This window comes from Microbacterium sp. 5K110, assembly GCF_005774735.1.
Lineage (GTDB): Bacteria > Actinomycetota > Actinomycetes > Actinomycetales > Microbacteriaceae > Microbacterium.
The window spans coordinates 1-13,665 of the sequence record NZ_VBUM01000024.1 but is presented as its reverse complement, the minus strand read 5'-3'; the positions used below and the strand labels follow the sequence as shown (position 1 = coordinate 13,665).

General features: G+C 70.4%; 13 protein-coding genes. 2 read left to right on the top strand and 11 right to left on the bottom strand.

Features of this window, described 5'->3' with window-relative positions; all coding sequences use genetic code 11:
- The first annotated feature begins 23 nt into the window (after positions 1-23).
- A complete protein-coding gene (locus FE256_RS07680; protein WP_138174378.1) occupies positions 24-1,910 on the top strand; it encodes a S9 family peptidase in 1,887 nt (628 codons plus the stop codon).
- A gap of 76 nt (positions 1,911-1,986) precedes the next feature.
- Here FE256_RS07680 and hflX read toward each other — a convergent pair whose 3' ends face one another.
- Complete coding sequence (gene hflX / locus FE256_RS07675) at positions 1,987-3,504, bottom strand: GTPase HflX (RefSeq protein WP_138174376.1); 1,518 nt, start codon at positions 3,502-3,504, stop codon at positions 1,987-1,989.
- An 88-nt stretch (positions 3,505-3,592) separates the two neighbouring features.
- Between hflX and FE256_RS07670 the strand changes: the two genes are divergently transcribed.
- The gene (locus FE256_RS07670) at positions 3,593-4,237 is read left to right on the top strand and encodes a class I SAM-dependent methyltransferase (RefSeq protein WP_138174374.1); all 645 of its coding nucleotides are present in this window, start codon (positions 3,593-3,595) and stop codon (positions 4,235-4,237) included.
- 60 nt (positions 4,238-4,297) lie between these two features.
- Here the strand turns inward: FE256_RS07670 and dapF are convergent, their stop codons facing one another.
- The 10 genes from dapF to FE256_RS07620 all read right to left on the bottom strand — a co-directional run.
- Complete coding sequence (gene dapF / locus FE256_RS07665) at positions 4,298-5,152, bottom strand: diaminopimelate epimerase (protein ID WP_138174372.1); 855 nt, start codon at positions 5,150-5,152, stop codon at positions 4,298-4,300.
- Positions 5,153-5,260: 108 nt separating this feature from the next.
- Positions 5,261-6,199: a tRNA (adenosine(37)-N6)-dimethylallyltransferase MiaA gene (gene miaA, locus FE256_RS07660; RefSeq protein ID WP_138174370.1), complete on the bottom strand. Its 939-nt coding sequence runs from the start codon at positions 6,197-6,199 to the stop codon at positions 5,261-5,263.
- Complete coding sequence (miaB, locus tag FE256_RS07655) at positions 6,196-7,746, bottom strand: tRNA (N6-isopentenyl adenosine(37)-C2)-methylthiotransferase MiaB (RefSeq protein ID WP_138174368.1); 1,551 nt, start codon at positions 7,744-7,746, stop codon at positions 6,196-6,198. The genes miaA and miaB overlap by 4 nt, the downstream gene beginning before the upstream one ends.
- Positions 7,747-7,927: 181 nt before the next feature.
- A complete protein-coding gene (locus FE256_RS07650) occupies positions 7,928-8,710 on the bottom strand; it encodes a regulatory protein RecX (RefSeq protein WP_138174366.1) in 783 nt (260 codons plus the stop codon).
- Positions 8,710-9,759, bottom strand: a complete 1,050-nt coding sequence (recA, locus tag FE256_RS07645; protein WP_138174364.1) for a recombinase RecA — start codon at positions 9,757-9,759, stop codon at positions 8,710-8,712. The genes FE256_RS07650 and recA overlap by 1 nt, the downstream gene beginning before the upstream one ends.
- A 369-nt stretch (positions 9,760-10,128) precedes the next feature.
- The gene (locus tag FE256_RS07640) at positions 10,129-10,353 is read right to left on the bottom strand and encodes a DUF3046 domain-containing protein (protein ID WP_138174362.1); all 225 of its coding nucleotides are present in this window, start codon (positions 10,351-10,353) and stop codon (positions 10,129-10,131) included.
- 9 nt (positions 10,354-10,362) lie between these two features.
- The gene (locus FE256_RS07635) at positions 10,363-10,671 is read right to left on the bottom strand and encodes a helix-turn-helix domain-containing protein (protein WP_138174360.1); all 309 of its coding nucleotides are present in this window, start codon (positions 10,669-10,671) and stop codon (positions 10,363-10,365) included.
- Between the two features lie 168 nt (positions 10,672-10,839).
- On the bottom strand, positions 10,840-11,367 hold the full coding sequence (locus tag FE256_RS07630; RefSeq protein ID WP_138174358.1) for a CinA family protein: 528 nt from the start codon (positions 11,365-11,367) through the stop codon (positions 10,840-10,842).
- On the bottom strand, positions 11,364-11,951 hold the full coding sequence (gene pgsA / locus FE256_RS07625; protein ID WP_138174356.1) for a CDP-diacylglycerol--glycerol-3-phosphate 3-phosphatidyltransferase: 588 nt from the start codon (positions 11,949-11,951) through the stop codon (positions 11,364-11,366). The genes FE256_RS07630 and pgsA overlap by 4 nt, the downstream gene beginning before the upstream one ends.
- On the bottom strand, positions 11,951-13,665 hold a 1,715-nt coding region (locus FE256_RS07620; protein WP_252370939.1), incomplete at its 5' end, for a DNA translocase FtsK. The genes FE256_RS07620 and pgsA, both read right to left, overlap by 1 nt.

The window sequence follows — 13,665 nt, the reverse complement described above, 5'->3', positions numbered from 1 at the left end:
CCCCCGTCCGTAGGGTGGATGCCATGCCCTCGACGCTCCCCTACGGTTCCTGGCCCTCTCCCCTCTCCCCCGAGCGCGTCGCGCAGTCGTCGCCCCGCATCGACGGGGCGCGGATCGTCGGGGACGAGATCTGGTGGGGCGAATCCGTTCCGAGCGAAGGCGGCCGCGTCGCCGTTCGCCGTCGACGCGCCGACGGCGCGGTCGAGACCGTGCTGCCGGCGCCCGCGAATGCGCGCTCCTCGGTGCACGAGTACGGCGGCGGCGCCTGGACGGCCTCCGACGACGGCGAGCTCTACTACGTCGAGAAGACCGATCAACGCGTCTACGCGCTCGCTCCCGGCGGCGAGCCACGACCCCTGACCCCGGCCTCCGCCGGCGTACGGCACGGCGGACTGTCCTGGCAGCACGGCTCGCTGCTGGCGGTACGCGAGGTCCACGGCGAGGCCCGGGTCCCGGCCCGCGCCATCGTGCGGATCCCGCTCGACGGCTCCGAGGCCGAGATCCTCGCCGAGGGCAGCGATTTCCTGGTCCACCCCGCGCTTTCGCCGGACGGGCGACGACTGGCCTGGACGGCGTGGAATCACCCCGACATGCCGTGGGATGCCACGACCGTGCGTGTCCGCGACCTCGCGACGGGTACCGTGCGCGAGCTCGCGGGCGGTGCGCGTCGCGCGCCCCTCCAGCCGGTGTGGATGGCCGACGACGAGCTGCTGTACACCGACGACCCCGACGGGCGCTGGAATCTCTTCCGGCTGCGCATCGGCGAGGACCCGCAGGCCGTGGCCCCGGCCGACGCCGACACCGGGGGTGGAGTGTGGGTGCTGGGCACGCGGTGGTTCGGGGCGACTTCGGACGGCCGCATCGTGGCGGTCCGCACCGATGGCGCCGACGAGGTCGTCGAGATCGCCCCGAGCGGCGTGCGCCCCCTCGACGTGCCCGTGTGCGCGGGTGCCTCGATCGACGACGTCCGCGGATCGCGCGCCCTCGTCTCCGGCTCCGACGCGACGGGCCTCGCCGGCCTGTGGGTGATCGACCTCGACTCGGGAGACGCCGAGCTCGTCACCGGCGGCGACCACCCGGGGATCGAATGGATGCCGGTCGCCCGTGCTCTGACGGCGGAGGGGCCGCACGGTCCGGTGCACGCGTTCGCGTACGCCCCGACCAGCCCCGACCACGTCGGCCCCGCCGACGAGCGTCCTCCCTACGTCGTCCTCGTGCACGGCGGTCCCACCTCGCACGTGGGCCCATCGCCGTCGGTGAAGACCGCGTTCTTCACCAGCCGCGGCATCGGGGTGCTCGACGTCAACTACGGCGGGTCCACCGGCTACGGTCGCGCGTATCGCGAGCGGTTGCGCGGCCAGTGGGGCGTCGTCGATGTCGACGACGTCGCCGCCGCGGCATCCGCCCTCGCCGACGCGGGTCTCGCCGACCCCGCGCGCCTCGCGATCGCGGGCGGGTCGGCGGGCGGGTGGACGGTGCTGGCCGCCGTCACGAACACCGAGGTGTTCTCGGCCGGCATCTCGCGCTATGGCGTCGGGGATGCCCGCGCGCTGGCCGAAGACACCCACGACTTCGAGGCGCGCTACCTCGACGGCCTCATCGGAGCGCTCCCCGAGGCCGAGGCGGTCTACATCGAGCGATCACCGCTGTCGCATCCCGAGCGGTTCCGGGTTCCGCTGCTGATCCTGCAGGGCACCGAAGACCGTGTCGTTCCCCCCTCGCAAGCCGAAGCCATCCGCGACGCGCTCGTCGAACACGGCGTCGCGCACGCCTACGTCCTGTACGAGGGCGAGGGCCACGGCTTCCGTCGGGCCGAGACCGTCGTGGACTCCCTGCAACGCGAGTTGGGCTTCCTCGGCGCGGTGTTCGGTTTCGAGACGCCCGGAATCCCGACGCTCGCCCTCGACTGACGCGCTCATCGGGGCATCGCGCCCGCGCAGACGACCACCGCCGAGACGTCGGCGGGGGTCTTCTGCGCGGGGGGTGTCAGCCGGAGAACGGCGCGAGTTCGGCCGCGAGTCGCGCACCGACGTGCGCGTGAAGGAACGTGCCCTGCTCACGATGCTCCTGCGCGAGGATGAGGCCGGTCTCGTGCACCGCCGAGACCAGATCGCCGCGGTCGTAGGGCACGACCGCCTGCACCTCGACCGCCGGCAGCGGCAGGGCCTCCTCGATCGCGGCGCGCAGCTCGTCGATGCCCTCGCCCGTGCGCGACGACACGAACAGCGCCGCGGGAGCGAGGCCCCGGAGCACCAGACGATCATCGGGGCCGAGGAGGTCGGCCTTGTTGAACACCACGATCTCGTGGCCGAAATCGGCGTGCACGTCGCCCATCACGTCGCGCACCGTCGACAGCTGCGCCGCCGGATCGGGATGCGACGCGTCGACGACGTGCAGGATGACGTCGGCGTCGCCCACCTCTTCCAGCGTGGAGCGGAAGGCCTCGACGAGCTGATGCGGCAGGTTCCGCACGAAGCCCACCGTGTCGGTGAAGGTGTAGACGCGCCCGTCGGTCGTCTCGGAGCGGCGGACGGTGGCATCCAGGGTCGCGAACAGGGCGTTCTCGACCAGCACACCGGCGCTGGTGAGGCGGTTGAGCAGACTCGACTTCCCGGCGTTGGTGTACCCCGCGATCGCGACCGAGGGGATCGTGTTCCGTTTGCGCTCCGCGCGCTTCGCCTCGCGGGCCGGGGCGAAGTCGCGCAGCTGCTTGCGCAGCAGCGCCATCTTCGTGCGGATCCGGCGGCGGTCGAGCTCGATCTTGGTCTCACCCGGACCGCGCGACCCCATACCCGCGCCGCCCGCGCCGACCTGTCCACCGGCCTGGCGCGACATCGAGTCACCCCACCCGCGCAGACGCGGGAGCAGGTACTCGAGCTGCGCGAGCTCGACCTGAGCCTTGCCTTCGCGGCTCTTCGCGTGCTGGCTGAAGATATCGAGGATCACGGTCGTCCGATCGATGACCTTGACCTTCACGACATCCTCCAGCGCGCGCCGCTGACTGGGGGCCAGCTCGGTGTCGGCGATCACGGTGTCAGCGCCGACCGCCGCGACGATGTCGCGCAGCTCCGCCGCCTTGCCCCGTCCGACGTACGTCGCCGGGTCCGGGTGCGGACGCCGCTGCAGCACGCCGTCGAGCACGACGGCGCCGGCGGTCTCGGCCAGCGCAGACAGCTCGCGCAGCGAGTTCTCGGCATCCGCCTGCTCGCCCTGCGGGTGCACGCCGACGAGCACGACGTTCTCGAGTCGCAACTGGCGGTACTCGACCTCGGTGACGTCCTCGAGCTCGGTGGAGAGCCCCGGAACACGGCGCAGCGCTGCGCGTTCCTCGCGATCCCACTGATCGCCGTCGGTCGATCCGCCGTACGCGGTGGCGGCGTCCTGGAGGGCCTGCGCCGCACCGAAGACCCGGACCCCTCGGTGCGCTTCGGCGCGCGAGAGCACCCGGTCGACCGGATCCACCGGCGACTCGTCGGTGCTCGGGGGTGTGGTCTGTTCGGTCATGTGTTCCTTTCGTCCGCGGTCGATGCCGCGGCATCCTCGCACTTTAGTCGCCCCCACGTCCGGGGCTCCGTTCCGCTACGCTTCCGGCATGGGCAGCGAGCACTATTTCAGCGCGTCGCCATCGAGTCCCGAGCAGTTCCGCCGCCTCCGAGTGAGCCTCGCCGGGCGTGAGCTCGAGGTGGTCACCGCGGGTGGAGTCTTCAGCCCCGACCGTCTGGATGCCGGGACATCGGTGCTGCTGGCGAACACCCCCGCCCCGCCGTCCGGCGGGAACTTCCTCGACCTGGGGAGCGGGTGGGGTCCGATCACGCTGAGCCTCGCCCTGGACGCTCCGCACGCGACCGTCTGGGCCGTCGACGTCAACGAACGCGCACTCGACCTCGTGAGGCAGAACGCGCAACTGCTCGGCCTCGACAACATCAACGCCGTGCGGCCCGAAGATGTTCCCACGGACATCTCCTTCCGCACCATCCGCTCCAACCCGCCCATCCGCGTCGGCAAGAACGAGCTGCACGGGATGCTCGAGCAGTGGATCCCCCGGCTCGAGGACCGCTCCGACGGCTGGTTCGTCGTGCAGCGCAACCTCGGCTCCGACTCCCTGCAGCGGTGGCTCTCGGCGACCTTCCCGACAGGGTTCTCGGTGCACCGCGCGGCGACCGCCCGCAGCTACCGCGTGCTGCGCGTGCGCCGTCACGGCTCCCCGCCGAGCGAACCCATCGCCGTCATCTCCTGACGCCCCCGTTCGTCCGCGAACGGGCCCGTGGCGGGCAGACGACGCGCGCCACGACGGCGTTCAGGCGAGGGCGACCTCGCCGGTGAAGACGAGGGATGCCGGGCCCGAGAGGTACACGCGGCCGTCGGCGATGCGCACCCCCAGAGTGCCACCGCGAGTGTCGACGACCCAGGAGTCCGGCGCGGCCGAACCCGCCCAGTGCCGGACGGCGAGAGCAGCGGCGGCGACACCCGTTCCACAGCTGAGCGTCTCGCCGACACCGCGTTCGAACACCCGCATGCTGATCGCGCCGACACCCTCGTGGACGAGCGGATCGGCGGGCACCACGAACTCGACGTTCGCGCCGCGGGCCGGTGCGGGGTCGAGAACCGGCTGGTAAGCGAGCTCGAGGCCGTCGAGCTCGCTGTCCGACGACAGAGCGACGACGACGTGAGGATTGCCGACGTCGACGCCCACACCGGGGCGGGCCACCGGGAGCCCCTTGGCCCGCACGAGCACGTCGCCCGGCTCGATGCGGAACTCCCCCAGGTCGACTTCGAAGCCGCGGTCGCTGCGCGTGAGCGTCTTCACCCCGGCACGCGTGCCGATGCGCAGCCCCCCGGTGATGTCGGCGAGACCCGTGTCCGTAAGGTAGCGGGCGAACACGCGCGTGCCGTTGCCGCACATCTCCGCCTTCGATCCGTCGGCGTTGCGGTAGTCCATGAACCACTCGGCGCCGGAGGCGGCGACATCCGCCCCCTCGGCGATGGCCGCCGAGCGCACGACGCGCAGCAGCCCGTCGGCGCCGATGCCGAAGTGGCGATCGCAGAGGATCGCGACCTGGTCATCCGAGAGGTCGAGCTCGCCGTCCGGGTCGGACACGACCACGAAGTCGTTGCCGGTGCCGTGGCCCTTGGTGAACGCGAGAGTCGCCATGCGCCCAGTCTAGGCAACGGCGTCCGAGGGCCGCCCGTCGCCGTTCGGCCTCGGCGATCGCCGCGCGACCGAGCCCCTGTTCGCGGTCGCACGCCCGGATCCGTGCGGTCAGCCCTCGACCTCGGCTGCGAGGGCGTCGGCGTCGGCCGTCCGGGCATCGACCCACCGCGCGTCGGCATAGCGCCGGAACCAGGACACCTGTCGGCGGGCGTAGCGACGCGTGAGCGCCTGCGTCTGGGCGATCGCCTCGTCGCGAGTGACCTCGCCGCGCAGCTCGGCGAGAGCCTGCGCGTACCCGATCGCCCGGGCGGCGGTGGCCCCGCGCTCGAGACCGTCGCGCCGGAGCGCGGCAACCTCGTCGAGCAGCCCATCCGCCCACATGCGCTCCACTCGCGCGTCCAGCAGACCGACGAGCTGGTCGCGCTCGAAGGCGGTGCCGAGGATCGACGTCGACGGATGCCAGAAGGCCGGCGCCTCGGGAAGGGCACCGCCGTGCGTGTCCGCGCCTTGCGCGAGCACTTCGAGGGCGCGCACGACGCGGCGTCCGTTGCGCGGGTCGATGCGCTCGGCTGCGGTGGGATCCGCCGCACGGAGCCGCTCGAACAGAGCACCGGGACCGAGTCGGTCGAGCAACGCCTCGAGTTCCGCCCGCACGGACGCGTCGCGGGGTGGAAAGCGGAAATCCCAGAGGACGCCCGAGACATAGAGACCGGAGCCTCCGACGAGGATCGCGTCGGCGCCGCGCCCGTGAATCGCCGAGATCGCCTCGCGCGCCGCCACCTGGTACCACGCGACCGCGGCCTCGTCCGTCACCTCGAGCGCGTCGAAGAGGTGGTGCGGGATGCCACGCCGCTCGGCGACCGGGAGCTTGGCGGTACCGATGTCCATCCCGCGGTACAGCTGCATGGCATCCGCGTTGACGATCTCGGCGGGGCGACCGCGACGTCCGAGTGCCTCGGCGAAGTCGAGCGAGAGCCCGGTCTTCCCCGTCCCGGTCGCTCCGACGATCGCCCACAGTCGCGGTGCGGCGACCTCGTCCGCGGTCACCCGCCGATGCGCAGCGTCGGCAGGCCCAGCGAGACGGCGCGAACGGTGCCCTCGTCGGCGGTCGAGGCGGGCACGCCGCACGACTCCGCCTGCGAACGGTCCCAGGCGTCGCCGGCGCGTGTCCGGCGGATCCGCAGCGGCTCGCCCGCGGGAGCGTCCGCGAGCAGGTGGAAGGGTCCGGCGTGGGTGACCACGACCGAGACGACGTCACCGGGGCGCGGCAGCACGGACCCGTCGGGCACCTCGAAGTGCACGAGACGATTGTCTTCGGCGCGACCGGTGAGGCGGCGGGTCGCGGCATCCTTCTTGCCCTCGCCCGCGGAGACCAGCACCTCGAGCGCACGCCCGAGCTGCTTCTGGTTCTCTTCGAGCGAGATGCGCTCCTGCAGAGCCACGAGTCGTTCGTAGCGCTCTTGCACGACGGCCTTGGGCACCTGGTCCTCCATCGTGGCGGCCGGTGTGCCCTCACGGATCGAGTACTGGAAGGTGAACGCGCTGGCGAAGCGCGAGGCCTCGACGACACGCATCGTCTCGTCGAAGTCGGCATCCGTCTCGCCCGGGAAGCCCACGATGATGTCGGTTGTAATCGCCGCGTGCGGGATGCGCTCGCGGACGCGGTCCAGGATACCGAGGAAACGCTCGCTGCGGTACGACCGGCGCATCGCCTTGAGGATGCGGTCCGAACCGGACTGCAGAGGCATGTGCAGCTGCGGCATGACCGCCGGCGTCTCGGCCATCGCGGCGATGACGTCGTCGGTGAACGCCGCCGGGTGAGGGCTCGTGAAGCGGATCCGCTCCAGGCCCTCGATCTCGCCCGCCGCGCGCAGCAGCTTGCCGAACGCAAGACGGTCACCGAACTCGACCCCGTAGGAGTTGACGTTCTGGCCCAGCAGCGTGACCTCGATCGCTCCGTCGTCGACGAGCAGCCGGATCTCGTTCAGGATGTCGCCGGGACGACGGTCCTTCTCTTTGCCGCGCAGGCTCGGCACGATGCAGAAGGTGCACGTGTTGTTGCAGCCGACCGAGATGGACACCCAGCCGCTGTGCACCGAGTCGCGCTTGGTGGGCAGGGTGGACGGGAAGATCTCGAGGGACTCGAGGATCTCGAGCTCGGCCTCGCCGTTGTGGCGCGCCCGCTCCAGCATTCCGGGCAGCGACCCCATGTTGTGCGTTCCGAAGACGACATCGACCCACGGCGCCTTCTGCTGGACGGCGTCCTTGTCCATCTGGGCGAGGCACCCGCCGACGGCGATCTGCATGCCGCCGTGAGCGTCCTTGCGCGACTTCAAGTGGCCAAGCGTGCCGTACAGCTTGCCCGCGGCGTTGTCACGCACGGCACACGTGTTGATCACGACGACGTCGGCGTCGGCGCCGGCGTCGGCGCGCACGTACCCGGCGCTTTCGAGCGAGCCCGACAGGCGCTCGGAGTCGTGGACGTTCATCTGACAGCCGAACGTGCGCACCTCGTAGGTGCGGGCACGACCGTCGGCTGCGACAGCAGCGGCGGACGGCGCGATCAGCGTCGGCGTGGATACGGGGGTCGTCATGATGCGTGCCATTCTAAGCGCCGCTCGCGCCGGTGCCGGGGTCCGTGCACCCGAGCCCGTGCCGGCGTACGCCCCGAGCCCGCGTCGGAGTCCACCCCACGCCGGGCGGCGGAGGGCCGTGCGGATTCGGACGGCACGACCGTGTCATTGCCGGCGTGCGCTCCGCCGGCGCGGAGACGGCTCAGTCGTCGGGGGTGAAGCGCACACCCGAGGGGGCGGGACGAGTGAAGGGCGCACGACGCACACCGGCTTCCGCCAGTGCCTGACGCGCTGCGTCGAGCGATACCGAAGAGGAGTAGCCGCGACGGGCCAGCTGGCCCGCGAGGCGCCGCAGGCTGGCGTCGTAGTCCTTGCCGCTCACACCGCGGATCTTGGATCGCGCGAACTCCAGAGCCCGCTCGGCATCGTCGTCGGGGAGCTCGGCGACGGCGGCGTCGGCCACCTCGCGTGGGATCCCCCGCTTGCGGAGCGTCTGGACGACTGCCCGACGGCCCTGGCCACGTCGTTCGATGGCGGTCATGGCCAGTTGCTCGGCGAAGGCCTCGTCGTTCAGGTAACCGAGGTCGACGAACTTCGCCACGACCTCGTCGACGATCGCCTCATCCGCACCCTCGACCTCGCGGACGACCGCGCCCGCCTCGACCAGAGAAAGCGAGCGTCCGCGGAGCCTCCGCAGGAGCAGCGCTTCCGCCCGGTCGCGGATCTCATCCGGCGAGTCGACAGCGACGCCCGCGTCATTGATCTCGCCCGTACTGTCGCCCGGAAGCGTCCACCGTGCGCGTGCGCGACCCGCACCTGGTCGCGTCTCGCCAGACGCGCCGTCATGCGGCGGTTTCGCCTCGCGTTCCCGCGCACCGAACAGAGGGATCACGGGGGCGAGAGCGTCCTCGACCGCGCCGCCGCCCGCGCCGCGGCCCGAGAGTGTCTCGGATCCACGGCCCGGGCGGCCTGCGTCGTCGATCATCAGGCGGGGCGGCGGGCGGCCAGCTCGTCGGTGGTCGGCGCCGCCGCGGGGGCGACACCGATGCCGAGCTTGGTCTTGATCTTCGACTCGATCTCAGCCGCGACGTCGGGGTTCTTGATGAGGAACCCGCGGGCGTTCTCTTTGCCCTGGCCCAGCTGCTCGCCGTCGTAGGTGTACCAGGCACCGGACTTCTTCACGATGCCGTGCTCGACACCGAAGTCGATGAGGCTTCCCTCGCGGGAAATACCCACGCCGTAGATGATGTCGAACTCGGCCTGCTTGAAGGGCGGCGCCATCTTGTTCTTGACGACCTTCACGCGAGTGCGGTTACCGACCGCCTCGGTGCCGTCTTTCAGGGTCTCGATTCGACGGATGTCGAGACGGACCGAAGCGTAGAACTTCAACGCCTTTCCACCGGCGGTGGTCTCGGGGGACCCGAAGAACACACCGATCTTCTCGCGCAACTGGTTGATGAAGATCGCCGTCGTCTTGGTGGTGTTCAGCCCACCCGTGAGCTTGCGGAGTGCCTGCGACATCAGACGGGCCTGGAGACCGACGTGGGAGTCACCCATCTCGCCCTTGATCTCGGCCTCGGGAACGAGGGCGGCGACGGAGTCGATGACGACGAGGTCGATGGCGCCGGAACGGATCAGCATGTCGGCGATCTCGAGCGCCTGCTCACCGGTATCGGGCTGCGACACCAGAAGCGCATCGATGTCGACGCCGAGCTTCTTGGCGTACTCGGGGTCGAGCGCGTGCTCGGCGTCGATGAAGGCGGCGATACCCCCGGCGCGCTGCGCGTTGGCGATCGCATGCAGGGTGAGCGTCGTCTTACCCGACGACTCCGGACCGTAGATCTCGATGATGCGGCCGCGGGGAAGCCCGCCGATCCCCAGAGCGGCGTCGAGGGCGATGGAACCCGTCGGGATGGTCTCGATCGGGGCGCGCTCGTCGCTGCCCAGGCGCATGACCGAGCCCTTTCCGAACTGACGGTCGATCTGGGCGAGGGCCGACTCGAGGGCCTTCTCGCGTTCTGCGGGTGAGGGCATGACGTCTTCTTTCTGCTCGCGTTCCGTCGCCTATAGGCTGTCGCGTTCTCCACCGACGGTGGAGATTCCCGACAAGGCGTTCAGAGTGTCGTTCGACTTCGCCCACGTTAGGGAGGGCCTCCGACATCGGCGGAGGAAACCCGACCTTCTGGGGACGAACCCGCTCGAAACTCCGATGTGCAGGAGCCTACGCGGATATCGAACGAAGATTCGATGACACGCCGGTTCCGGCGAGTCGACTACCGAACTCGTCCCGCATCCACCCGTGCCCCGGGCGTCCAGCTGCGCCCGTCATCCGCGCAGGGGACAATGCGGGCGGGCCACGAGCCCACGGCATCCGCGGGCGCGCCGCAAGCGGGCCCGAGGGGATCAGCGTTGCCGCGGGTCGAGACGTCCGACGCCGTAGCGGCGATCCCGCGGAACGTCGGTCTCTTCGCAGAGCGCGAGCCACACCTCACGCGGATCGACGCCCGCGGCGAGGGCATCGGCACTCGTGCGCCCGCCCACGGCGGACAGCACGAGATCGGTCATCAAAGAACCGCCCCGAGGTCCGAACTCGTCGGCGACGGCACGATCGAACTCACTTCGACGCATGCAGAGACGTCAGTGCAGGGAGAGCTCGGGCTCGACCGCCGCGACCAGATCGTCGGGGACGACATCGGGGAAGGTCTGCAAACCTTCGAGGACCGACAGTCGGTCGCCGACCTCGCGCATGATCGTCGAGATGGGGACATCGAGGGCCTCGGCGACGGACGCGAGGATCTCGCTCGACGCCTCCTTCTGACCGCGTTCGACCTCGCTGAGGTACCCCAGCGCGACACTCGCGCGGCTGGCGACCTGACGAAGGGTGCGGCCCTTCTGCTGGCGGAGCTCACGCAGGACTTCGCCGATCTCTTGACGGACCAGGATCATGTGAACCCCTCCTCACTGCAGATTCCCCCGCTGTCCGGGTGGACAACGGTACAACACCGTTCCAGGTCACCCTAATGCCGCGCGCTGGGCACTGGATGGGAATCGCTCTCAAACAACCGGCGTGTGACGCCGTTTGTTCCCTCCGCCGGGCGTGTCGAGAACGGATGGTCAGAGGGCGGCGAGAGCACGGCGGATGGCGATGTGGCTCGCCTCACGCCGGATGCGATCCCGGTCGCCCGAGATCACGAGGGAATCCACGCGCGTCCCGAGTGGAGTGGAGACGGCGATGTGCACGGTGCCGACCGGCTGCCCGTCCTGCTCATCCGGGCCGGCGACCCCGGTCGTGGCGATTCCGACGTCGGCCGGCGTCCCGTCGCGTCCCAGGACCTCGCGAACGCCCCGCGCCATCTGCCGGGCGACGCGCGGGTGGACGGCACCGTGCGCCTCGAGCAGGGCGGGATCGACGCCGAGGACGCTGTTCTTGACGTCGGTGGCGTAGGCCACCACGCCTCCCCGGACCACACGCGAGGCTCCCGGAACGTCGACGAGAGAGGACACGATCATGCCGCCGGTGAGCGACTCCGCGACCGCGATCGTCCACCCGAGCTCGGCGAGCCGGTCGAGGAGCACCGCGGCGCTCTCACGCGGATCACGGACGAGCGTCTCGTCGAGATCGTCGGGGACGCCGTCGATCATCGGGCGCTCCGCTTCGCGCGGGCTCCTCGCACCTCCGAGATGACGTAGTCGATCCCCGAGGCGATGGTGAGGACCACGGCGATCGTCATGGTCACCACCCCGGCCCACCACACCGTCGACTGCCACACCGCGGCCTCGGAGAGCGAGGCCAACGGCAGCAGGGCGATCGACAGCGCCACGGCCTGCGCCACCGTCTTCAGCTTGCCCATCCAGGCGGCCGCCAGGACGTGGTCGCTCACGACCAGGAATCGGTAGATCGTGATGCCGATCTCGCGGACCAGCACGAGGATCGTCACCCACCAGTCCAGCTCGCCGAGGATCGACAACCCGACGAAGGCCACTCCCGTGAGCGCCTTGTCGGCGATCGGGTCGAGGAGCTTGCCGAGGTCGCTGACGATCTCGTAGCGGCGGGCGATGTACCCGTCGATGCCATCGGTCGCGATCGCGACGATGAAGACGACGGCCGCAGCCCACCGCAGCCCTCCCCCGGCGCCTCCGTCGGCGAGGAGCATCCACAGGAAGACCGGGGCGCACAGGATGCGGGCGATCGTGATCGCGTTGGGCACCTGCGGATGCACTCTCATCAGTCACGTCCCGTCAGTTGCCAGGCGTCTTCCGAGCCTTCGTCGTCCTCGGCCACCGGGATGCCGTCGTACTGGGACTCCACGGCATCGGGGCCGTAGCGGTCGTCGTCGGCCGCCACGGGCGGTTCCTCGCCGCGCAGGCGCGCCAGGACACTCGGCAATTGTTCGTTCGTCACGAGGACGTCACGGGCTTTCGAGCCCTCGGACGGGCCGACGATCTCGCGCGACTCGAGGAGGTCCATGAGGCGCCCCGCCTTGGCGAAGCCGACCCGGAGCTTGCGCTGCAGCATCGAGGTCGATCCGAACTGCGTCGAGACGACGAGCTCGGCTGCCGCCAGCAGCAGTTCGAGGTCGTCACCGATGTCGGCGTCGATCTCTTTCTTCTCGGCCGCGGCCTGGACGTCGGAACGGTACTCCGGACGCGCCTGCTGCGTGACGTGGGCGACGACGCGCTCGATCTCCTGCTCACTGACCCACGCGCCCTGCACACGCAGGGCCTTGGAGGCACCCATCGGCAGGAACAGACCGTCGCCCTGACCGATGAGGCGATCGGCGCCGGGCTGGTCGAGGATGACCCGCGAGTCCGTGACGCTCGTGACGGCGAACGCGAGGCGGGACGGCACGTTGGCCTTGATGAGACCCGTGACGACGTCGACCGAAGGGCGCTGCGTCGCGAGCACGAGGTGGATACCGCTCGCGCGGGCGAGCTGCGTGATGCGGACGATCGAGTCCTCGACGTCGCGCGGCGCGACCATCATGAGGTCGGCGAGCTCGTCGACGACCACCAGCAGGTAGGGGTACGGCTTGAGGACGCGCTCGCTTCCCGCCGGGAGCTGGATCTCGCCCGCCACGACGGCCTTGTTGAAGTCGTCGATGTGACGGAAGCCGAACGACGCCAGGTCGTCGTACCGCATGTCCATCTCTTTCACGACCCACTGGAGCGCCTCGGCGGCCTTCTTCGGGTTCGTGATGATGGGCGTGATGAGGTGAGGAACACCGGCGTAGGAGGTCAGCTCGACGCGCTTGGGGTCGATGAGCACCATCCGCACCTCGGACGGCTTCGCGCGCATCAAGAGGCTCGTGATCATCGAGTTCACGAAGCTCGACTTGCCCGAGCCGGTGGAACCGGCCACGAGGAGGTGCGGCATCTTGGCGAGGTTGGCGACGACGAAGCCACCACCCACGTCTTTTCCGACGCCGATCGTCATGGGGTGCGTCGAGGCCGCCGCGGCATCCGATCGCAGGATGTCGCCGAGGGTGACGATCTCACGGTCGGCGTTGGGAATTTCGACGCCGATCGCACTCTTGCCGGGGATCGGCGCGAGGATGCGCACTTCGTTGGAGGCGACCGCGTACGCGATGTTGTTGGTGAGCGCGGTGATGCGCTCGACCTTGACACCGGGACCGACCTCGATCTCGTACTGGGTCACCGTCGGGCCGCGCGAGAACCCGGTGACGCGAGCGTCGACCTTGAACTGCTCCATGACGCTCTCGATCGCGCGCACGACGGCATCGTTGGCTGCTGACCGCTCCTTCGGCGGCGTGCCGGCGGCGAGGGCGCTCACCGCCGGGAGCCGGTAGTTCGCCGACGGGGGCAGCCCCGCGTTGTCTCCGCCGAGTCCCGAGATCCCCGGGAGGTCGTCGGTCTCGGTCTCGGCCGTCGGCGAGTCATCCTGCAGCCCGCGTCCGGTGGGGATCCCCGCCAGCGCCGAGG

Coding starts and splice junctions, on each gene's coding strand:
- hflX (WP_138174376.1), bottom strand. CDS start 3,504: ATGACCGAACAGACCACACCCCCGAGCACCGACGAGTCGCCGGTGGAT.
- FE256_RS07630 (WP_138174358.1), bottom strand. CDS start 11,367: ATGATCGACGGCGTCCCCGACGATCTCGACGAGACGCTCGTCCGTGAT.
- dapF (WP_138174372.1), bottom strand. CDS start 5,152: ATGGCGACTCTCGCGTTCACCAAGGGCCACGGCACCGGCAACGACTTC.
- FE256_RS07640 (WP_138174362.1), bottom strand. CDS start 10,353: ATGCGTCGAAGTGAGTTCGATCGTGCCGTCGCCGACGAGTTCGGACCT.
- pgsA (WP_138174356.1), bottom strand. CDS start 11,951: ATGAGAGTGCATCCGCAGGTGCCCAACGCGATCACGATCGCCCGCATC.
- FE256_RS07680 (WP_138174378.1), top strand. CDS start 24: ATGCCCTCGACGCTCCCCTACGGTTCCTGGCCCTCTCCCCTCTCCCCC.
- recA (WP_138174364.1), bottom strand. CDS start 9,759: ATGCCCTCACCCGCAGAACGCGAGAAGGCCCTCGAGTCGGCCCTCGCC.
- miaB (WP_138174368.1), bottom strand. CDS start 7,746: ATGACGACCCCCGTATCCACGCCGACGCTGATCGCGCCGTCCGCCGCT.
- FE256_RS07650 (WP_138174366.1), bottom strand. CDS start 8,710: ATGATCGACGACGCAGGCCGCCCGGGCCGTGGATCCGAGACACTCTCG.
- FE256_RS07670 (WP_138174374.1), top strand. CDS start 3,593: ATGGGCAGCGAGCACTATTTCAGCGCGTCGCCATCGAGTCCCGAGCAG.
- FE256_RS07635 (WP_138174360.1), bottom strand. CDS start 10,671: ATGATCCTGGTCCGTCAAGAGATCGGCGAAGTCCTGCGTGAGCTCCGC.